This window comes from Luteimonas terricola, assembly GCF_004352845.1.
GTDB lineage: Bacteria > Pseudomonadota > Gammaproteobacteria > Xanthomonadales > Xanthomonadaceae > Luteimonas > Luteimonas terricola.
In genome coordinates this window covers 303,230-326,022 of sequence record NZ_SJRX01000001.1, presented here as the reverse complement: position 1 = coordinate 326,022, position 22,793 = coordinate 303,230, and the positions used below count along the sequence as shown (strand labels likewise).

Here is a 22,793-nt window from a genome sequence, read left to right as displayed (position 1 = left end):
CCGTGGCGCGGATCGTCCGGCAAGGAGACGGAACGTGGCAGTTCTACGGAGAAGACAATTCGGTAGAGCGCTATCGCAAGGGCGGGCTACCCCTCCAGATCAACAACCACCACGGGATTGGCCTGACGTTCCTGTACGGCGGCCTCAATGGCACGCAGGTGCAGAAGGTCATCCATACCTCGGGCCGGGAGGTTGTCTTCACATGGACCGGCGACGAGCTGACCAGCATCAAGGCGCCAGACAACGCGATCTATCGCTACACGTACAGCCACCAGAAGATCTACACGGGGCGTCATCTCCTGGCATCCACGGAGCAACCCGGCGTAGTGCCCGTGAAGATCACATATCACTACGAAGGACCCGGCTTTTTCAGGTTCGTTGGAAAGTCGATCAACGACGTCCGGTACTCGTGGTTCACCTACGACAGCGAGCGCCGCGCAACATCCACCGAGCATGCGGGCGGGGCAGAGCGGGTCACGCTCTCGTATCAGAGTGGCTACCAGAACGGGAAGCCCACGCTGACCGTGACCGAGACCAATCCGCTGGGGCGCGTCGCGACCCACAACTTCGTGGGGGGTAAGCTTGTATCGGTGCAAGGGCATGCCAGCGCGAACTGTCTCGGCAGCGTCAGTACGATCACCTATGATGCAAACGGGTATCGCGACGTCGTGACTGGTCCCGAGGGCGAGAAGACCGACTACGACTACAACCCAAAGGGGCAACTGCTCAAGAAGACCGAAGCGGTCGGAGAAGCTTACGCCCGCGTTACGACCTATACCTGGGACACGCAGGCGAACCGGACCCTGAGCCGTACCATTGATGGCGTGGGCGTGAACGCAGGGAAGACGAAGTACCGGGTCAGCTATACCTACAATTCCCGGAACTATGTGGCATCCGAAACGGTTACTAACCTCTCGACCCTCGTCCCCGCAAGTCAAGGTCAGAGCCGGACCACAAGCTACGGTTATTCCTATCATGCCAATGGGATGCCCAGAGTCATCACGGTGGATGGCCCGCTGACCGGGACGGGCGACTCCAAGACCCTTACCTACAATGCGAGCGGCAACCTGTTGACGGTGGCCACGGCCTCTGGCGTCATGGCCACCTACGCCAACCATGATGCGATGGGCAGGCCGCGACGCGTCACCGGCCCGAATGGCGCCGTGGAAGAGTTCACTTATGACGCGGCCGGAAGGATGCTCACCAGCCGCCGCAGCGTCAACGGAAGCTGGCACACGACTACTTACGGATACGACGGGCTCGGACGCCTGTATACCGTTAAAACGCCTGATGGCCAGACGGCGACCACCAGGTACGACGCAGCATGGCGCCCGGTCTCCGTGCATTATCCAGAGCCTGGCGGCACCTACGTACGCAATCGCATGCAGTACAACGCCATGTCGCTCCCGGTAAAGACGGAGATCGAGCGCCTGGCCTTTGCCCCTGTAGCTCCTGTGAATGGATCTCAGTACGTGTCCCAGGTGATACCTTCGCCGCTGTATACGGACCGGAACGTCACTTTCACGGTGCGCATGAAGAACACCGGCTCCTCTGCATGGTCCACGGCGGACGGATATCGCCTGGTGTCGCAGTCGCCACAGTTTTCGCAGGATTTCGGCGTTCATGCGGTCGGTGTTCCCGGGGTTGTTCAGCCCGGCCAGTCGGTGGATATTCCTATCGTGGCGCGCACGCCCGCGACGGTTTCCAACTACGCCTTCCAGTGGAAGATGACGGGTCAGGGACAGTCCTTCGGGCAAGCCTCTCCGCTCACCACGCTGTCGCTGCTACACGCTCCGCAGCCACCCGGACCTGAAGAGCCTTGTTCTCCGCATATGCCGGATTGCCAGATCCATGTGGTGCCGGAAGACCCGTACAGCGCGTCAGGCAGCATGGCAGGTACTCTTTCTGGGCCGCTCGGCGTGGGATATCGCGCCTTCACTGACTACGACGAACTCGGGCGCATCATGGCTCGCCGCGGAAACAACGGGCAGCGGGTCGATTTCGGCTATGACCGCAGCGACCGTCTGGTCCTCACGGTCGACGCCGACTCCAACGAGACCCGCTACCATTACGACAAGCTTGGCCGTCTTGTCCGCCAAGTCGATGCCAAGCTGGGGGCAACAGTATTCATTTATGACGTGGCTGGACGGATCACCTCGGTCACCGACCCCACTCACAACGTAACCACCTATCTGTACGATGGCTTCGGTCAACTCTGGTCACAGAGCAGCCCTGACACTGGCACTACAACCTTTGTCTACTCTGCCAGCGGACTTCGGACGTCCATGCAGCGTGCGAACGGAAGTGGGCTGTCGTACGAATACGACACGCAGGGTCGGGTCACCGCCATCAACGCTCCCGGCGAACGCCGTACCTTCACATATGACAGCTGCACCAATGGGCGAGGGATGCTGTGCAGCGCATCGCGAATCCAGGGCAGCAGCACATTGTCGAAGGCGGTCCTCACGTACACACCGCAAGGGCAGGTGGCCAGCCGGCTCGACACGGGCTCCGGCGCGAACGACGCCACCGGCTATGCCTACGATGGCATGGGCCGACTGACCTGGGTCGAGTACCCAAGCGGGTTGGCAGTGAACTACGTCTACAGCGGAGGCTACTTGTCGTCGATCCAGGCCGATCTCGCCAATGGGTCGACGCAAGGAATCGCGGACGAGTTTGCTTACGACGTGACCGGCGCAGTGGCGGGTTGGCGCTACGCCAACGGTATCGTCCATCGCCGCGACCGTGACCTGGATGGCCGGATCACCGGCATCAGCTCGGTGTATGGAGCAAGTGTCCACCAGAGCCTGACCTATGGTCATAACGCGCGTGAACTGATCACGGCGATCACCGACGGCGTGGACGCAAGCATGAGCCATCAGTTCGGCTACGACGAGCTTGGTCGCCTGACAAGCAACAGCATGGGTGGTTCATCCACTTGGCAGGATCAATTCGATGCCGTGGGCAATCGGCTCCAGCGCCTCTCGACATCAGGCGGGGTGCCGGGCACTCCGACCGTTTACACCATTGCGGGCCAATCCAGCCGGATGCTGGCCATGTCGGGGAACGCCAACAGGAACTTCCAGTACAACGCCCAAGGCAATCTGGAAGCCACGACAGGGTGGCTTGGCAACCGCTCCTATGGCTACGACGGTTTCGACCGGCTGACATCGAGTACGGCCAGCGGAGTTGCCACGTCATATGTGGTCAATGCGCTCGACCAGCGCATGCGCAAGTCGGGACCGTTGGGGACGTTCCGGTACGTGTACAGCGGGCAGAACACGCTGCTGGCGCAGCATGAGTCGAACGGCTGGAAGAGCTTCGTGTACCTGGGCGGGCAGCCGATCGCGATGGTGTCGGCGTCAAGCGCGCGCTATTTCATCCACACCGACCACCTGAATCGACCGCAGCTGGCCACCAATACAAGTCGGCAGGCGGTGTGGAAGGCGTCCAATCTTGCGTACAGTCGTGCCGTGGTGTTGAGCAGCATCGGCACGGGGATTCCGCTGGGATTCCCGGGGCAGGTATGGGACGAGGAAACCCAGACGTGGCATAACGGGTTCAGAGATTATGATCCGTACACGGGCAGATATATCCAGTCCGACCCGATTGGGCTTTCTGGAGGTCTGAATACATATGCCTATGTTCGTGGAAACCCGATTAGTTTGATTGATCCGTTGGGCTTGTTGCCCGGAGACTGCTACTCAACTGAAGATAAGGCTGGAGCGGCTGCCATAGCAGAGGTCAATTCGATGTCCGTAAGGCGTGGTAGAGAGTTTGGAGGTTGGGTCTATAGTTTGCCGGGAGGTGGTTTTACATATACCGTGCCGAGGATGGGAATCTCCGATTCGGTGGATCCTGGGGAGAGGCCCGCTAGTGCTGTTGGTTGGTATCACACTCATGGTGCGTACACGCCTGCAAATGGTTCGGGCAATTTCAACTGGGGTCGGGGTGACTATAGTTGGCATTACAATAATGCAGATGGATTAGTCGGATATCTTGGCACTCCAGCATTTGAGATAAAGAAGTACGAACAAAACATGTTCAGCCAGTGGCGTATATCGATCCTAGAAGAACCTAGAAGTAACATGGGAACTTGCGGGTGTGGAAATGAACCTTAGAAAAATCTGTGGAGTTAGCTTGTGCTCGTCCCTCATTGCGTTCGCATTGGCTGCACCTCAATGCGCATTTGCGAGTGACGTCGAAAGATCTTACGAAGAGACTGTAAGTGAGGTGATCAAGATCACTGCGACAAGATTTTCAGACCATTTGAAGGAATACTATGCGGGTGAGGAGGCGGTGCCCGAGACGGCGGATCTACTTAAGTTTGCGAAGAATCCAGAAAGCTATTCTATTGGCGTAAGTCAAACTAGTGAGACATTCATTGTGGTCTTTCTGCGAAGGCGAGTCCTGCCTTTTGAAAGAGTGGTAGGTGGCGGCGGTGAGTATCACATCAATAAGGCGGATCTATCTCTAATCAAGTTTGTCGCTTACAAGTGAGCGAAAGACTGAAGAAGGGTCCGAGCTTAATTCTCGACGAAGCTAAACTTATCCCCGCCAGTGTTCGGACTAATTTCAATCGCAAGTACAAAGGTATGCGGACACGGTGATTCAGGGGCCTGCTGGTAGAGATTTCGGGGGCTCGCGCAGCCTCAGATAGCGAGGAAAGCGCGGCAGCCCGTTCACCGTGAGGCCGTTGTAGCGATAGGTGACCAGGCTGCCCAGGGCCGGGGGCGCGACGCGGTCGGCGTCGCCGAGGCCGCTGCCAAGGCGGAAGCGGGCGCCGTCGTCGCGCTCGACCAGCAGTGAGCCGACCAGGCCGGCGTACTTTCCGTTCCCGGGCAGGTGGGCGACCACGCGGGCCTCGGCGTCGTCGTGCGGCTTGAGCTTGAGCAGGCCGTCGCTGCGGCCGGGCAGGTAGCGCGCGTCGCGGTGGTGGAGCATCAGGCCTTCGCCACCGGCATCGAGCACCGCTTGCAGCCGCCTCTGCAGTTGCGCGCGGCCGGCCACCCGCGACTGTGCCACCGGACGCAGCCCGGGAATGCTGCCGTCCGCGAGTGCGCGCATGGCGTGGACCCGCTCCTCGAACGGACCGCCATGGTCGGGCAGGTCGAACACGATGAAGCGCATGTCGCGCCAGGCCGCGTCGCCGGCCGGCGGGTTGCGCACCAGGCTGCTGGCCTCCTCGAACCGGCCCCGGCCCAGCCACAGCTCGCCGTCCATCGCGACCGCGGGCCAGCCGGCGGTGAACCACGGCGGTGCGTCCACCGGATAGCCGCCGCGGGTCCACAGGCGGCGGCCGTCCCAGCGGCCGCGGACGCCGTCGAGCTTCTCGCTGGCCCAGTACTCGGTGACGGGGTGCGCGGTGCCGGGGTCGTGGCCATCCTGGGCCATGGTGGCCAGCATCAGGCCCTGGCCCCGGCCCGGATCGTCGGCGGCCGCCGGCGCCGCGGCGAGGGCCGCGGTCAGCGCAAGGGCCAGGGCCGTCATTCTGGCGCTGCCCGGCCGGGGGCGGGATGCGTGTGTCGTGTCTGTCGGGAGACTGTCCATGCGGCCATGTTCCGCGGCGCCCGGGGCCGGCGGCATCGGCGGGCGCGCCGCTTCGGCGTAGGGGCCCGCCGCGTGGCGGGGCGGGCCCGACCCGCTCCCGCGGCTGCCGCTATACTCGGCGGATGCGGCCCCCGGGCCGCATTCTTCCTGCAGTTTCCCGCAATCCAGCGCCGCCACGGCCCGCCCGTGCGCCGCCGAGGCACCCAGAACGCCGCATGCGCCTGTCCACGATCAAGCTCTCGGGTTTCAAGTCCTTCGTCGATCCGACCACCCTGCACCTGCCGACCAACATGACCGGCGTGGTGGGGCCCAACGGCTGCGGCAAGTCGAACATCATCGACGCCGTGCGCTGGGTGATGGGCGAGAGTTCGGCCAGCCGCCTGCGCGGCGACTCGCTGACCGATGTGATCTTCTCCGGCTCCACTTCGCGCAAGCCGGTGTCGCAGGCGACCGTCGAGCTCGTCTTCGACAACAGCGACCACGCCATCACCGGCGAGTTCGCGGCCTTCAACGAGATCTCGGTCAAGCGCCTGGTCTCGCGCGACGGCCAGAGCAACTACTACCTCAACGGCGCCAGGTGCCGCCGCCGCGACATCACCGACCTGTTCCTCGGCACCGGCCTCGGGCCGCGCAGCTACTCGATCATCGAGCAGGGGATGATCAGCCAGATCATCGAGGCCAAGCCCGAGGAACTGCGCGTGTACCTGGAGGAGGCCGCCGGCATCTCCAAGTACAAGGAGCGGCGCAGGGAAACCGAGACCCGGATCCGCCACACCCGCGAGAACCTCGACCGCCTGGGCGACCTGCGCGATGAAGTGGGCAAGCAGCTGGGCCACCTCGCGCGCCAGGCACGGCAGGCCGAGCAGTACACCGCGATCCAGGAAGAACGCCGCGTCCGCGACGCCGAGTGGAAGGCGCTCGAATACCGTGCGCTCGACGCGAAGCTGTCCAGGCTGCGCGAGGGCCTGTCGCAGGAAGAGACGCGCCTGCAGCAGCTGATCGCCGAGCAGCGCGAGGCCGAGCGCGCGCTCGAAGAAGGACGCGTGAAGCGCGAAGAAGCGATGGAAACGCTCAACCGCGCCCAGGCCGCAGGCTACGAGGTTGGCGGCACGCTGGCGCGCATCGAGCAGCAGATCGCCCACCAGCGCGAGCTCTCGCAGCGCCTGCTGCGCGCCCGCGAAGAGGCCGAGGACGCGATTGCCGAGCTGGCGCAGCACATCAGCGGCGACGAGGAGCGGCTGGCGATCCTGGAGGAGTCGGTCGCCGAGGCCGAGCCGGCGCTGGAGGCCCTGCGCGAGAGCGACGAGACCCGGCAGGACGCGCTGCGCGACACCGAGGCCGCGCTGGCCGACTGGCAGGAGCGCTGGGACGCCCACAGCCAGGAGTCCGGCGAGGCGGCGCGCGCGGCCGAGGTCGAACGCACCCGAGTGGACTACCTCGACCGGCAGTCGCTGGAAGAAGACCGTCGTCGCGAGGCGCTGTCGGGCGAGCGCGCGGGCCTGGACCTGGACGCGCTGGCCGAGGCCTTCGCCGGCGTCGCCGATGAGCACGAGGCGCAGAAGCTTGCGCTGGACGGGCTCAACGAGGGCCTGGACGAACGCAAGCAGGCCGCGCTCGACCTGCAGGACCAGCAGCGCGCCAGCCAGCAGGAGATTTCCGAGGTGCGCAAGCTGGCGCAGGAGGCCCGCGGCCGCCTGTCCTCGCTCGAGACCCTGCAGCACGCCGCGCTCGGCCAGGAGCAGGGCGCGGCGGTGGCCTGGCTGCGCCAGCGCGGCCTGGATTCGGCGACCCGTGTCGGTGAGGCGCTGGAGGTCGAGGAGGGCTGGGAGAACGCGGTCGAGGGCGCGCTCGGGCAGATGATCGAGGGCGTGCTGGTCGAGAGCCCCGAGGCACTGGTCGAAGCCCTGGCCGACCTTGGTGATGGCCGGATCGCGCTGGTGTCGGCCGACACCGGCGATGCCGATTTCGCGCCGACCTCGCTGGCCGCCCGCGTGCGCGGCCCGCTGGCCATCCGGCGCCTGCTGGCGCGGCTGCACGTGGCCGATTCGCTGGCCGATGCGCGCGCGCTGCAGGCAGGGCTGGAACCCGGCGATTCGGTGATCACCCGCGACGGCGAGCGCCTTGGCGCCGGCTGGCTGCGGGTGCTGCGCTCGGGCGCGGCGCGCCAGGGCGCGCTGCTGCGCGAGCGCGAGATCCAGGGGCTGCGCGAGCGCATCGAGCAGTTGCAGGCGCGCGAGGGCGAACTCGAAGAGGCGCTGGCCAGCGGCCGCGAGCGCCTGCTGGCCGCCGAGCAGGCGCGCGAGGACGCGCAGCGCCAGCTCTACCATGCCCACCGCAGCGTCTCGGAGCTCGCCGGCCGGCTGCAGGGCCAGCAGGGTCGCCTCGACGCGGCCCGCAACCGCATCGAACGCATCGACGCCGAGCTCGCACAGCTCGGCGAATCCATCGCCGGCAGCGGCGAACAGGCGCGCGAGTCCCGCGGGCGACTCGAGGACGCCGTGTCGCGCATGGCCGAGCTCGAAGGCAGCCGCCGCGAGCTGGACGCCGAGCGCGCGCGTCTCTCGGCGGCCCGCGACGAAGCCCGCACCGCCGCGCGCGAATCGCGCGAAGAGGCCCACGCGCTCGCGCTGCAGCTGGAAACCCAGCGTACCCAGGCCAACGGCCTGCGCCAGGCGCTGCAGCGCATGGGCGGCCAGCGCGGCCAGCTCGACAGCCGGCTGGGCGAGATCAGCACCCAGCTGGCTGCCGGCGACACCCCGGTCGACGGGCTGGAGCAGCAGCGCCAGGCCGCGCTTGCCGAACGGGTGAACGCCGAGCAGGTTCTGGCGCAGGCGCGCAGCGCGCTCGACGGCATCGACGCCGGCCTGCGGGACTACGAGCAGGTGCGCCACCAGCGCGACGAGCAGGCCATCGCCCAGCGCGAGGCCATCGCCCAGCGCCGCCTCGACCAGCAGGCGCTTGTGATCCACGCCGAGCAACTGGGCGCCGCCGTGGTCGAGGCCGGCTTCGTGCTCGACGACGTGGTCGCGGGCCTGGCCGACGACGCCGAGGCCGGCACTTGGGGCCGCATGGTGGCCGACTTCGATGCGAAGCTGCGCCGGCTGGAGCCGGTCAACCTCGCGGCGATCCAGGAGCATGCCGAGGCCGCGCAGCGCAAGGAGTACCTCGACAGCCAGGACGCCGACCTCAACTCGGCGCTGGAAACGCTCGAAGACGCGATCCGCAAGATCGACCGCGAGACCCGCGGCCGCTTCAAGGACACCTTCGACCGCGTCAACTCCGGCGTGCAGGAAATCTATCCGCGCCTGTTCGGCGGCGGCCACGCCTATCTCGAACTCACCGGCGAGGACCTGCTCGACACCGGCGTCGCGATCATGGCGCGCCCGCCGGGCAAGCGCGTGTCCAATATCTCGCTGCTGTCGGGCGGTGAGAAGGCGATGACCGCGGTGGCGCTGGTGTTCGCGATCTTCCAGCTCAACCCGGCGCCGTTCTGCCTGCTCGACGAGGTCGACGCGCCGCTGGACGAAGCCAACGTCGGCCGCTTCAGCGCGCTGGTGACCGAGATGAGCGAGAAGGTGCAGTTCCTGTTCGTGACCCACAACAAGGCGACGATGGAAGCCGCGCAGCAGCTGTCGGGCGTTACCATGCGCGAGCCCGGCGTCAGCCGGCTGGTGTCGGTCGACCTTGCGGAAGCCGCGCGCCTGGCCGGCGCCGCCTGAACAAATACGGGAGAGTGGAATGAGCGACACCTGGCTGCTGCGGATCGGGATCCTGGTCGCGGGCGTCCTGCTGTTCGCCGCAATCTGGTACTTCGGCACGCGTCCGCGGAGCCCGCAGGGCCGCCGCGTGTCGGCGAAGGCCGCCTCCGCCGCGCGCGAGGAGCGCATGGAGCCGACCCTGGGCGCGCAGCTCGAGCGCGAGCTGGGCGAGGGCGAGGAGCCCCCGGCCGAGGAGGCCGTGCAGAGCGAGATGGACCTGCTCGACGGCGCCGTCGGCGGCACCGCGGGCGCCACGGTCAGCGAGTACGGCCGCCGCGTCAGCGACGACTTCGACAAGATCGTGACCCTGTACATCGCCGCGCGCGCAGGCAACGTGCTGCGCGGTCCGGACATCGTGGTGGCCGCCGAGAAGGCCGGCCTGACCTACGGCCATCTCAACGTCTTCCACCGCCTGGTCAACGGGCATCCGGAGCGCGGGCCGGTGTTCAGCGTCGCCAACATCCGCCGCCCCGGCAGCTTCGAGATGGCCGAGATCCAGTCGCTGGAGACGCCGGCGATCGCCTTCTTCCTGACGCTGCCGGCGCCGGTGTCCGCGCTCGACGCCTGGGACGCGATGCTGCCCACGGCGGAGCGCATGGCCGAGCTGCTCGACGGGGTGCTGCTGGACGAGCACCGCAACGCGCTGGGCCGCCAGCGCATCTCGCACCTGCGCGAGGAGCTGCGCACCTACGATCGCGAGCAGGACGTGCCGATCACGCGCAGCCCGGACTGGTAGCCGGGACGGGGCCACAACCCAGGGCGCCACAGCCCTGGGCGGAAGCGGGTGCCGGAGGCGCGCGGTACGGCGGATTGGTGGGTACTCCGTGGGCTGTCCCGCTGCGCGGGCCTTTATGCCCACTGCGTACCCACCAATCCGCCTTGCAGCGTTTTTGCCGCGGGCCGCCGGGAAAGGCAAAGACGCGACGCTCTTTCCTCACTCCACCTCAGCGATGGCAGCGGAGGGTGGGCAGGTACGCAGCCGGCATAAAGGCCCGCGCAGCGGGACAGCCGGCGGGGTACCTGCACATCCTCCGCCGCCCTCGGCCAGCCGCCGCCCTCTCAGCCCAGCCACATACGCCCGCCGTACAATCTGCCGATGCCCGACAACGCCCAGCAGCAGCGCGCCGCCGAACTGCGCCGACTGATCGACGACGCCAACCACCGTTACCACGTGCTCGACGATCCGGCGCTGCCGGATGCCGAGTACGACCGGCTGCTGCGCGAGCTGGGGGAACTCGAAGCCGCCGATCCGTCGCTGCAGACACCGGATTCGCCGACGCTGCGCGTGGGCGGCGTGCCTTCGGGCAAGTTCCCCACGGTCCGCCATGCGGTGCCGATGCTGTCGCTGGGCAATGCCTTCAGCGACGGGGAGGTGTCCGAGTTCGTCGCGCGCATCGTGCGCGAGACCGGCGAGGACGCGCCGGTGTTTTCGGTGGAGCCGAAGTTCGACGGCCTGGCGATCAGCCTGCGCTACGAGGACGGCCTGTTCGTGCGCGGTGCGACCCGCGGCGATGGCGCGTCCGGCGAGGACGTCACCGCCAACCTGCGCACGGTGAAGGCGATCCCGCTGCGGTTGCGGGACGCGGGCGGCGGGTCCGCTGGCCCGGGCATCCCGAAGGTGCTCGAGGTGCGCGGCGAGGTCTACATGCCGCGCGCGGGCTTCGAGGCTTACAACGCGTGGGCGCTGGCGCACGGCGCCAAGCCGTTGGCGAATCCGCGCAACGGCGCGGCCGGTTCGCTGCGGCAGCTCGATCCGGCCATCACCGCGAAGCGGCCTCTGGCGTTCTTCGCCTACTCGCTGGGGGAGGTCGAAGGCGTCCGCGTTCCAGCGACCCACTCCGGCGTGCTCGCCTGGCTGCGCGGCCTTGGCCTGCCGGTGTCGCCGCTGGTCGAGTGTGCGTCGGGCCTGGACGGCGTGCTCGACTACTACCGCCGCATCGGCGAGGCCCGCGACACGCTCCCTTACGACATCGATGGCGTGGTCTACAAGCTCGACAGCCATGAACTGCAGGCCGACCTGGGTTTCGTCTCGCGCGCGCCGCGCTGGGCGATCGCGCACAAGTTCCCGGCGCAGGAGGAAGCCACGATCGTCGAGGCGATCGAGGTCAACGTCGGCCGCACCGGCGCGGTCACGCCCTGGGTGCTGATGCAGCCGGTGCACGTGGGCGGCGTCACCGTCACCCGCGCGACGCTCCACAACGCCGACCAGGTGGCGCGCCTGGACGTGCGCGTCGGCGATTCGGTGATCGTGCGCCGCGCAGGCGACGTGATCCCGGAAGTGTTGCGGGTGATCCCCGAGCGCCGGCCGGACGGCACGACGCCGTGGGGGATGCCGGAGCGCTGCCCGGTCTGCGGCTCCGAGATCGTGCGTGAAGAGGGCGAGGTGGTCGCGCGCTGCAGCGGCGAGCTGGTCTGTCCGGCGCAGCGCGTGCAGGGCCTGTTCCACTTCGCCTCGCGTCGCGCGATGGACATCGAGGGCCTGGGCGAGCGCCTGATCCAGGCGCTGGTCGACTTCGACCAGGTGAAGAGCATCGCCGACCTCTACGGCCTGGGCGTGGAGGATTTCGTCGAGATGAAGCGGCGCGCCGACGAGCGCGACGGCACCACGCCGGAGACGGTGAAGTCGGGCAAGGTCGCGACGAAGTGGGCGGAGAACCTGGTGGCCGCGATCGCGCGCAGCCGCGAGACCACGCTGGAGCGCTTCCTGTTCGCGCTCGGCATCGAGCACGTGGGCGAAAGCACGGCCAAGGCGCTGGCGGCCTGGCTCGGCGACCTCGACCGCATCCGCCGCACCCCCTGGCCGCTGTTCAAGCGCGTGCCCGACATCGGCGACGAGGTTGCGCGCTCGCTCGGGCATTTCCTCGACCAGCCCGGCAACCAGGCGGTGATCGATGCGCTGCTGGCGGCCGGCGTGCGCATCGCCGACGCGCATCCGCCATCGCCGAAGCTGCGCGAGGGATTGACGCTGGCGCAGCTGCTGGCCGACTGCGGAATCCCGAAACTGACGCCGCTGCGTGCGAAGCAGCTGGCCGATGCGTTTCCCGATGCCGCGACCCTGCTCGATCAGGAGCGCCACAACTTCGTGATCGCGGGCCTGCCCGATGACGCGGCGACCGCCTTCGCGGCGTGGCTGTCGGACGAAGCCAATGCAGGCCCGCTGCTGGCCGCCGCGGCGATGCAGGCCGAGCTGTTGGCGGCGCTGCCCGAGGACGAGGCCGCGGCGGGGCCCTTGGACGGCATGACCGTGGTGATCACCGGCACGCTCGATTCGATGGGCCGCGACGAGGCCAAGGCGAAGCTCGAGGCCCTGGGCGCCAAGGTGTCGGGCAGCGTGTCGAAGAAGACCGGCTTCGTCGTCGCCGGCGCCGAGGCGGGTTCGAAGCTGGCCAGGGCCACGGAGCTCGGCGTCGAAGTCTGGGACGAGGCGCGCCTGCTGGCCTTCCTCGGGGAGCACGCGTGAGCCACGATGCATTGCGCCTGCGCGCACGCCTGAACCGCCTGGTGCGCGACTTCTTCGACGTCCGCGGCGTGCTCGAGGTCGAGACGCCGGTGATGTCGCGCGCGGGCAATACCGACCCGAACATCGCCTCGTTCACCGTCGAGTTCGGCGGGCGCACCGACGGCGCGTCGCGCACGCGCTGGCTGCGCACCTCGGCCGAATACCCGATGAAGCGCCTGCTCGCCGAAGGCGTCGGCGACTGCTACGAGCTGGGCCGCGTGTTCCGCGACGGCGAGGCCGGCGGCCGCCACAACCCCGAGTTCACCATGCTCGAGTGGTATCGCGTGGGTTGGACGCTGGATCCGCTGATCGACGAGACCGCGGAGCTGGTGCGCGCATCGCTCGCGCTCGTCGGTCGCGAGGCGACCCTGCGCAAGGCCTCGTTCCGCGAGGTCTACCGCGATGCGCTGGGCCTCGATCCGATGACCGCCTCCACGGCCGAGCTGCAGGCCGCGTTCCCGGGGCAGGTCGATCCCGAAGGCCTCACCCGGGACGACTGGCTGGACCTGCTGATGACCCACCGCATCCAGCCGGCATTCCCGCCTGGCCAGCTGCTGGCCATGTACGACTACCCGGCCACGCAGTGCGCGCTGGCCAGGGTCGTGCGGCGCGACGATGTCGACGTGGCCGAGCGCTTCGAGCTCTACCTCGGTCCGCTCGAGCTGGCCAATGGCTACCACGAGCTCACCGATGCCGGCGAGCAGCGCGCGCGCTTCGAACGCGACCACGCCGTGCGCCGCTCGCGCGGCGACGCGCTGCCGCCGATCGACGAGGCGCTGTTGGAAGCGCTGGCCGCGGGACTGCCCGACTGCTCGGGAGTGGCCCTGGGCATCGACCGCCTGCTGATGGCGATGCTCGGCACCGGTGCCATCGCCGACGTGCTGGCCTGCGACTTCGCGCGCGCCTGAGCGCCGGCACCTTAGAATTGCCTGATGACCGACGCCATCGACTACGCCAGCTACGACCGCATCCGTCCGATCCGCTGGACCGGCGATACGCTTGAACTGCTCGACCAGCGCAGGCTGCCGTTCGCGACCGAGTACGTGGCCTGCGCCGACAGCGACGCGGTCGCCGAAGCGATCCATGCGCTCGCGGTGCGCGGCGCGCCCGCGATCGGCATCGCCGCTGCCTGGGGCGTCGTGCTGGCGGGGCGCGCGATCCAGGCGCGCGACGCCACCGAGGCTGCGGCGCGTCTGGAGCCTGCGCTGCGGCATCTCAACGCAGCGCGCCCGACCGCGGTCAACCTGGCTTGGGCATTGGCGCGCATGCGTGCGGCGCTGGCGCTGGCACAGGCCGGCGAAGGTGCCGATTGGCGCGCCGCGCTCGAAGCCGAGGCGCGCGCGATCGAGACCGAAGACCTGGCCGCCAACCGTGCCATGGGCGTGCTCGGCGCCTCGCTGATCGAGGAGGGCAGCGGCGTGCTTACCCACTGCAATACCGGTTCGCTGGCCACCGCCGGCTTCGGCACGGCGCTGGGCGTGATCCGTGCCGGGGTCGCTCAGGGCAGGGTGGGGCGTGTCTACGCCGGCGAGACCCGCCCCTGGAACCAGGGCGCGCGGCTGACGGTGTGGGAACTGCAGCAGGACGGCATCGATGCCACCCTGATCGCCGATGCCGCGGCCTCGCACCTGATGAAGGGCGGCGAGGTGCAGTGGGTGGTGGTGGGCGCCGACCGCATCTGCGCCAACGGCGACGTCGCCAACAAGATCGGGACCTACCAGCTGGCCATCGCCGCGCGCCACCACGGCGTGCGCTTCATGGTCGTCGCGCCGTCGTCCACGGTCGACATGGCCATGGCATCGGGCGACCTGATCGAGATCGAGGAGCGCGATCCGGGTGAGCTGCTGGGCGTCGCGGGCAGCCGCACGGTGGCGGAGGGCGTGCAGGCCTGGAACCCGGTGTTCGACGTGACGCCGGCGGAGCTGATCGACGCGATCGTGACCGAGAAGGGCATCGTCGAGCGTCCGCACGCGGCGTCGATGCGCTCGCTGTTCGGCGGCGCCTGAAGGAGGCCGCTCGCGCCGCCCGTCGGAACGCGCAAACCCTTGATTTCCAGCGGAATCGGGCGGGAAAAGAGCGCGCATTCGTGATAGAATCCTAGGGTTCCGCCGTAGTACGCGCGCGGCTGTCAGCGCGCCGCGCCGCGGCGGTTTCCCGAATCACTTCGAAAGGGTCGCAATGGCCGAGCTCGCCAAGGAAATCATCCCGGTCAATCTCGAGGACGAGATGCGCCGCAGTTACCTCGATTACGCCATGAGCGTGATCGTGGGGCGCGCGCTCCCAGACGTCCGCGACGGACTCAAGCCGGTGCACAGGCGCGTGCTGTTCGCCATGACCGAGCTCGGTGCGCACAGCAACAAGCCCTACTACAAGTCGGCGCGCATCGTCGGTGACGTGATCGGTAAATACCATCCGCACGGCGACCAGTCGGTGTACGACACCCTGGTGCGCATGGCGCAGCCGTTCTCGCTGCGCTACATGCTGGTTGACGGCCAGGGCAACTTCGGCTCGGTCGACGGCGACTCCGCCGCGGCCATGCGTTACACCGAGGCCCGGATGTCGCGGCTCGCCCACGAACTGATGGCCGACATCGACAAGGACACCGTCGATTTCCAGCTCAATTACGACGAGAAGGAAAACGAGCCGACGGTCATGCCGACCCGGTTCCCGAACCTGCTGGTCAACGGCTCGGCCGGCATCGCGGTGGGCATGGCCACCAACATCCCGCCGCACAACCTGGGCGAGGTGATCGACGCGCTGATCGCGCTGATCGACAACCCCGACATCGACATCGACGGCCTGATGGAATACATCCCGGGCCCGGACTTCCCCACCGGCGGCATCATCAACGGCGTCGGCGGCATCCACCTCGGCTACCGCACCGGCCGCGGCCGCGTGCGCATGCGCGCCAAGGCCGATATCGAGATCGCCGACAACGGTCGCGAATCGATCATCGTCACCGAGATCCCCTACCAGGTGAACAAGGCGCGGATGATCGAGAAGATCGCCGAGCTGGTGAAGGAGAAGAAGCTCGAGGGCATCAGCGAGCTGCGCGACGAGTCCGACAAGGACGGCATGCGCATCTACATCGAGATCAAGCGCGGCGACTCCGCCGACGTGGTGCTGAACAACCTCTACCAGCAGACGCAGATGGAGTCGGTGTTCGGCATCAACATGGTGGCGCTGGTCGACGGCCGCCCGCGGCTGCTGAACCTGAAGGACTTCCTCGAGGCCTTCGTGCGCCACCGTCGCGAGGTGGTCACGCGCAGGACGATCTTCGAACTGCGCAAGGCGCGCAACCGCGCCCATATCCTGGAAGGCTTGACGGTCGCGCTCGCCAACATCGACGAGATGATCGAGCTGATCAAGACCTCGGGCAATCCGCAGGAGGCCAAGGAGCGCATGCTTGCCCGCACCTGGCAGCCGGGCCTGGTCGGCGCGCTGCTCGGCGCGGCCGGTGCCGATGCCTCGCGCCCCGAGGACCTCCCTGCCGGCGTCGGCCTGCTCGCCGACGGCTACCAGCTCACCGACGTCCAGGCCCAGCAGATCCTGGAAATGCGCCTGCATCGCCTCACCGGCCTCGAGCAGGAAAAGCTGACCGAGGAATACAAGCTGCTGCTGGAGGCCATCCGCGGCCTGATCGAGATCCTGGAGGATCCGGACGTGCTGCTGGAGGTGATCCGCACCGAGCTGCGCAACGTCAAGGAAGAGTTCGGCGATGCGCGCCGCAGCGAGATCCGCGCCAGCGAGGAAGACCTCGACATCCTCGACCTGATTGAGCCCGAGGACGTGGTGGTCACCGTGTCCCAGGCCGGTTACGCCAAGCGCCAGCCGGTCAGCGCCTATCGTGCGCAGAAGCGCGGCGGCCGTGGCCGCAACGCCGCCGCCACCCGCGACGAGGACTTCATCGCCCAGCTGTGGCTGGTCAACACCCACGACACCCTGCTGGCGTTCACCAGCCGCGGGCGCGTGTTCTGGCTGCCGGTGCACCAGCTGCCGGAAGCCGGTGCCAATGCGCGCGGCCGTCCCTTGATCAACTGGATGCCGCTGGAGGATGGTGAGAAGGTGCAGGCCGTGCAGCCGGTGCGCGAGTACCGCGACGACCAGTACGTGTTCTTCGCTACCCGCCGCGGCACGGTCAAGAAGACGCCGCTGACCGAGTTCGCCTACCGCCTGCAGCGCGGCAAGATCGCGATCAACCTCGAAGAGGGCGATGCGCTGGTCGGCGCCGAGCTGACCGACGGTTCGCGCGACATCATGCTGTTCGCCAGCAACGGCAAGGCCGTGCGCTTCGACGAGAGCGCCGTGCGTGCCATGGGCCGCACCGCCACCGGCGTGCGCGGCATCCGCCTTGCCGGGGGCGAGTCGGTTGTGGGCCTGATCGTGGCTGGTTCCGCGGACAGCCTTGACGAGCCCGAGGACGACGATGTCGTCGTCGAGGGTGAGTTCGAAGTCGTCGAGGGCGAGCGCGAGGACGAGCCGGATGCCTACGTCCTGACCGCCACCGAGAACGGCTACGGCAAGCGCACGCGCCTGGCCGAATACCCGCGCAAGGGCCGCGGTACGCAGGGCGTGATCGGCATCCAGACCACCGGGCGCAACGGCCCGCTGGTGGCGGCGGTGCTGCTCAGCCGCGAGGACGAGGTGCTGCTGATCTCCGATGGCGGCACCCTCGTGCGCACCCGCGCCGCCGAGATTTCGGTGGTCAGCCGCAACACCCAGGGCGTGACCCTGATCCGTCTTGGCGAGGGCGAGCGGCTGCAGGCCATCGAGCGCGTGGACGGCTCGATCGACAGCGGTGACGACGAGGACGTAGCAGCGACGGACGCCGTCGCCGGACAGGTCGATGCCGACATCGGCGCCAACGCCAACGCGGCCGGTGACGAGGGCGGCAGCGACACCGACGCGGGCTGATTGATCCCGGGCGCCCGCGCGCGGCGCCCGCCTTCCCCGACCCACGCAGCCCAAGCCCACGCGAGGCCTTCGCGCGTTGCCATCCGGGCTGCCGGCACTGCTTATACTGCCGGCGACCTCGGGAGGGCGGGAATGCGGGCGATGAATGGAGTCGGACGTTCGGTCGGCCTGCGGCTTTGTGCCGCAGCCATGCTGGTGCTGGCGCTGCTGGCAGTGGGTTGCAAGCGCAATGAGGGCGGGCAGCTGCCCGCACCCACCGGCGAGGCGATCGTCGCCGAGCGTACGGAGGTCGATGGATTCGGCCTGGTGCGCGCCTGGCCCGACCAGGAGCAGGGATCGCTGGCGCTGGCCGTCGAGTTCTCGCAGCCGCTGGTCGGCACCCAGGACTTCGACGCACTCCTGACCTTTGCCGAGCCGGTGGCCGCCGACAGCAGCTGGAGCCTGGACGACGACGGCCGCGTGCTGCGCTTCCCCTTCGCCCAGGCCGACCGCGAATACACTCTGCGCATCTCCGCCGCGCTCACCGCCGCCGACGGCAGCACCCTGGGCCGCGATATCGAGCAGACCGTCTATACCGGTGAGCTGGAGCCCGCCGCCGGCTTCGCCTCGCAGGGCAGCGTGCTGCCGGCCCGCGAGTCGCGCGGGCTGCCGGTGGTGTCGGTAAACGTCGAGGAGGTCGACGTCGAGTTCCTGCGCGTGCGCGACTCGGAGCTGTCGCGCTTCTATTCCGAATACCAGCGCGGCGGGCGTCGCAGCAGCTGGGACCTGGACAACCGCTACCGCGGCCGGCCGACGCTTGCGCGCATGGCCGAGCCGGTCTACGTCAACCGCTTCGTGCTCGGCGGCGAGCGGAACGAGCGCGCGGTGACCTACCTGCCGCTGCAGGACATCGCCGAGCTGCAGCAGCCGGGCCTGTATTTCGCCACCATGAAGCGCGCCGGCAGCTTCGAGGGCATGTACGACACCGCCTTCTTCACCGTCAGCGACATCGGCCTGCACGTGCGCGCCTACGCCGAGCAGCTGTTCGTGCATACCGCATCGCTGCAGGCTGGCGACGCGCTGGGTGGCGTCGAGCTGCGCGTGCTGGGCAAGGACGGCGGCACCGTGTTCAAGGCGGAGACCGACGGCAATGGCAACGCCGTGCTCGACCACAGGCTCGACGCCGCGCAGGTGCTGGTGGCCACGCGCGGCAGCGACGTCTCGCTGCTGCCGTTCAACCAGCCTGCGCTGGATCTTTCCGAGTTCGCGGTCGCCGGCCGCAGGCAGGCCTGGTTCGAGGTCTTCGCGTGGTCCGGGCGCGACCTCTACCGCCCGGGCGAGACCGTGCGCGTCTCGGCCCTGCTGCGCGACGCCGACGGCAAGCCGGTGCCGGCCGCGGCCGACGGCAAGGCGCAGCCGCTGTTCGCGCGCCTGAAGCAGCCCGACGGCAAGACCTTCGTGGAGTCGCGGCTCGAGTCCGACGCGCAGGGCTATTACCGCTTCGAAAAGGAGGTCCCGGTCGAGGCGCCCACGGGGCGCTGGCAGGTCGAGTTCCGCACCGATCCCGCCAGCAAGGAGGCGGTGCAGGGCATGGCGCTGCGGATCGAGGAATTCCTGCCCGAGCGCATGAAGCTCGAACTCGACAGCGCCCAGGCGCGTCTTGCGAAGGGCGATCCGCTGCGCGTGGACGTCACGGGTGCCTACCTGTACGGCGCGCCGGCGGCGGGGAACCGGTTCACGGGGCGGATGGCGGTCGCGGTGGAGCAGCACCCGCTGGAGTCGCTGCCCGGCTGGTTCTTCGGTGATCCGACGGTGTCGCTGCCGCGCGAGGCCAGCGACGTGATCGATGCGACGCTCGACGATGCCGGCAAGCTGGCGCAGGAACTGCCGCTGCCCGCCGAGGTGCGCGGCGATACGCCGGTGTCGGTGGTGCTTGCGGGCAGCCTGTACGAGACCGGCGGCCGCACCGTCAACCGCAGCCTGCAGCGCGTGCTCTGGCCCGCGGAGGCGCTGGTCGGCGTGCGCCCCCTGTTCGACGACAAGGACGGCAGCGACGCCAATGCCAATGCCGGCTTCGAGATCCTCCGCGTGGACGCGGAGGGCAGGCCGCGACCGTTGGCGGGCCTCGAACTCAAGCTGGTGCGCGAGCGCCGCGACTACCACTGGAACTTCGACGAGGACAGCGGCTGGAACTACAACCACACCAGCCACTTCGAGGTGGTGGAAACCCGCACCGTGGATGCCGGATCCTCCGCCCTGCGCGTGGACTTCCCGGTCGAGTGGGGCGGGTACCGGGTCGAGATCCGCGATCCGGAAACCGGGCTGGTCACGCGCTATCCCTTCAACGCAGGCTGGAGCTGGAACGACGACAACCGCGGGCTCGACGCGCGTCCCGACAAGGTCAAGCTGGCGCTGGACCGCACCGGCTACCGCGCCGGCGACACCCTCGAGGTCACGGTCACGCCGCCGCATGCAGGCAAGGGCCTGCTGCTGGTGGAAAGCGACAAGCTGCTCTATGTGCAGGCGATCGACGCCAGGGCCGGCAGCACGTACCGCATCCCGGTGACCGGGGACTGGGAGCGGCACGATGTCTACGTCACCGCGCTGGTATTCCGGGGCGGCAGTGCCACCAGCAAGGTGACCCCGGCGCGCGCGGTGGGCGTGGCCCATGTGCCGATGGCGCGCGGCGACCGGCGCGTCGCGGTCGGACTGTCGCTGCCGAAGCAGGCGAAGCCCGGCGAGACCCTGCGCGTGACCCTGGCGGTGCCGGAGCTGGCGGGTACGACCGCGCACGCGACCGTGTCCGCGGTCGACATCGGCATCCTCAACATCACCCGCTATCCGGTGCCCGACGCCAACCGCCACTTCTTCGCCCAGCGCAGGCTCGGCGTGGACGCCTACGACATCTACGGGCGGGTGATCGAGAGCCTGGACGGTGGCACCGCGCGACTGCGCTTCGGCGGCGATGCGGGCATCGAAGCGCTGCCGCAGGCGCGGCGGCCTACCGCGCGGGTGCAGACGGTCGATCTGTTCTCCGGCCCGGTGAAGCTCGACGGCAAGGGCAACGCCACCGTCGCGTTCCCGCTGCCCGACTTCAACGGCACGCTCCGGGTGTCCGCGCTGGTCTTCAGCGACGCGCGCTACGGCAACCGCGACACCGAAGTGCTGGTGCGCGCGCCGCTGGTGGCCGAGGCCAGCATGCCGCGGGTCATGGCGCCCGGCGACCGCGCCACGGTGACGCTGGACCTCAGCAACTTCACCGGCAAGGCCGGCGATTTCCGCGTGCGCGTGGAGGGCGTCGGGCCGCTGCGGGTGGAGGAGGGCGTGCGCGACGTGAAGCTCGCCGTCGACGGCCGTTCGACCCTGTCCTTCCCGCTGCGCGCGCTCGAAGGACACGATGTCGCCAAGGTCCGGCTGCGCGTGGACGGCCCCGGGGTCGCGGTCGACCGCAGCCACGACCTGCCGGTGCGCGCGCCGTGGCCGCAGGTGCCGCGTTCGCGCAGCCTGGTGCTGGATCCACTGGCGCCGGTGATGCTCGACGCCGCGCTGGCCGAAGGCATGCTGCCGTCTTCGGTGAACGCGCGCCTGGGCCTGGGTGCGACGCCGCCGATCGCCTTCGCCGCCGCCCTCGAGGGCGCGCTGCGCTATCCCTATGGCTGCGCCGAGCAGACCGCGAGCAAGGGCTATGCGGCGCTGATGCTCGACGCGCCCACCGCCGAGGCCTATGGCATGTCGCCGCTGCCCGGCGACGACCGCCTGCGACGCATGGAAAGCGCGCTGGGACGGCTGGCCGCGCTGCAGTCGAACTCCGGCCACTTCGCCATGTGGGGTGGCAGCGGCCGCACCGAGCCGATGCTGACGCCCTATATCGCCGAGTTCCTGCTCGATGCGCGCGACGGCGGCTTCGACGTGCCCGACGCCATGCTGCAGAAGGCGCTGTCGCGCATGTCCGAAGACCTGCTGTCGGACGGCGAGCAGTTCTACGGCCGTGACAACCGCAACCATCTGCGCCTGGCCTACAAGGCGCACGCAGGCTACGTGCTGGCGCGCCTCAACCGCGCGCCGCTGGGCACGCTGCGCGCGCTGTACGACAGCGAACGCAAGTCCGCGCGCAGCGCCATGCCGCTGGCCCACCTCGGCCTCGCGCTGTCACTGCAGGGCGATGCGACCCGCGGAAACAAGGCCCTGGACGAAGCCTTCGCGTGGAGCGGAGACCGCCCCGGCTGGCTGGGCGATTACGGCACGCCGCTGCGCGACGCCGCGTTGATGCAGGCCCTGCTGCAGCAACACGGCCTGGCCACGCCGCAGCGCACGACCGGGCTGCGCACGCTCGGCCTCGAGCTCGACGCCCGTCGCAAGGCGCGCTGGTTCCATCTCAGCACCCAGGAGCAGTCGGCGCTGGCGCGGCTGGGCCGCGCGCTGGCGGGTACGCCGGGACGCAGCTTCAGCGGCACGCTGGTCGAAGGCGGCGTGGAAGAGGCCCTGGAGCCGATGCGGCGCTTCTCGCGCGGCTACGGATACGAGGCCCTCGCAGCCGGCGTCCGACTGACACCGCAGGGCGAGCCGCCGCTGTACGCGAGCATCGACGTGGCGGGCATCCCGCGCACCGCGCCTGCGCCCGACGACAGCGTGCTGCGGGTCGAGCGCCGCTGGTACACCACCGACGGCAAGCCCTGGGAACCCAGGGCGCTGCGCGAAGGCGAGGCCCTGGTGGTGCGCGTCACCGTGACCGCCGACCGCGACATGCCCGACGCGCTGCTGACCGACCTGCTGCCGGCAGGACTCGAGGTCGAGAACATGAACCTTGGTGACGCATCGGCCTGGGCCGACGTGGTCGTTGGCGGGATCCGCCTCACCGAGCGCGGGCAAGCCGCCGACCTGCTGCACGAAGAGTTCCGCGACGACCGCTACGTCGCCGCGCTGCGTTTGGATGCCGGCAGCGCCGCCGACGTGTTCTACCTGGTGCGAGCGGTCACGCCCGGCGAATACACCGTGCCGCCGCCGCTGGTGGAAGACATGTACCGGCCCGAGCTGCGCGGCGTCGGCCGTGCGCAGCCGGCGCGGATGACGGTGGTGCAGCCGTGAGCCGGGGC

General features: G+C 68.7%; 10 protein-coding genes. 9 read left to right on the top strand and 1 reads right to left on the bottom strand.

The window, feature by feature from the left end; translation table 11 throughout:
- Window positions 1-2 precede the first annotated feature (2 nt).
- Window positions 3-4,121, top strand: a complete 4,119-nt coding sequence (locus E2169_RS01495) for an RHS repeat domain-containing protein (protein WP_132984851.1) — start codon at window positions 3-5, stop codon at window positions 4,119-4,121.
- Between the two features lie 112 nt (window positions 4,122-4,233).
- Window positions 4,234-4,500, top strand: a complete 267-nt coding sequence (locus tag E2169_RS01490; RefSeq protein WP_132984850.1) for a hypothetical protein — start codon at window positions 4,234-4,236, stop codon at window positions 4,498-4,500.
- A gap of 111 nt (window positions 4,501-4,611) precedes the next feature.
- Here the strand turns inward: E2169_RS01490 and E2169_RS01485 are convergent, their stop codons facing one another.
- Window positions 4,612-5,490: a DNA ligase gene (locus E2169_RS01485; protein WP_132984849.1), complete on the bottom strand. Its 879-nt coding sequence runs from the start codon at window positions 5,488-5,490 to the stop codon at window positions 4,612-4,614.
- A 275-nt stretch (window positions 5,491-5,765) separates the two neighbouring features.
- Between E2169_RS01485 and smc the strand changes: the two genes are divergently transcribed.
- The 7 genes from smc (at window position 5,766) to E2169_RS01450 (ending at window position 22,785) form a co-directional block, all read left to right on the top strand.
- A complete protein-coding gene (gene smc, locus E2169_RS01480) occupies window positions 5,766-9,269 on the top strand; it encodes a chromosome segregation protein SMC (RefSeq protein ID WP_132984848.1) in 3,504 nt (1,167 codons plus the stop codon).
- A 19-nt stretch (window positions 9,270-9,288) separates the two neighbouring features.
- Window positions 9,289-10,044: a cell division protein ZipA gene (gene zipA, locus E2169_RS01475; protein ID WP_132984847.1), complete on the top strand. Its 756-nt coding sequence runs from the start codon at window positions 9,289-9,291 to the stop codon at window positions 10,042-10,044.
- A 360-nt stretch (window positions 10,045-10,404) separates the two neighbouring features.
- Window positions 10,405-12,768, top strand: a complete 2,364-nt coding sequence (ligA, locus tag E2169_RS01470; RefSeq protein WP_132984846.1) for an NAD-dependent DNA ligase LigA — start codon at window positions 10,405-10,407, stop codon at window positions 12,766-12,768.
- The gene (epmA, locus tag E2169_RS01465; protein ID WP_132984845.1) at window positions 12,765-13,715 is read left to right on the top strand and encodes an EF-P lysine aminoacylase EpmA; all 951 of its coding nucleotides are present in this window, start codon (window positions 12,765-12,767) and stop codon (window positions 13,713-13,715) included. Before ligA ends, epmA begins: the two co-directional genes overlap by 4 nt.
- A gap of 24 nt (window positions 13,716-13,739) precedes the next feature.
- Window positions 13,740-14,813, top strand: coding sequence for an S-methyl-5-thioribose-1-phosphate isomerase (mtnA, locus tag E2169_RS01460; protein ID WP_132984844.1), 1,074 nt, complete (start codon window positions 13,740-13,742; stop codon window positions 14,811-14,813).
- A gap of 172 nt (window positions 14,814-14,985) precedes the next feature.
- Window positions 14,986-17,721: a DNA gyrase subunit A gene (gyrA, locus tag E2169_RS01455; protein ID WP_132984843.1), complete on the top strand. Its 2,736-nt coding sequence runs from the start codon at window positions 14,986-14,988 to the stop codon at window positions 17,719-17,721.
- Window positions 17,722-17,862: 141 nt separating this feature from the next.
- On the top strand, window positions 17,863-22,785 hold the full coding sequence (locus E2169_RS01450; protein WP_165942291.1) for an alpha-2-macroglobulin family protein: 4,923 nt from the start codon (window positions 17,863-17,865) through the stop codon (window positions 22,783-22,785).
- Window positions 22,786-22,793 lie beyond the last annotated feature (8 nt).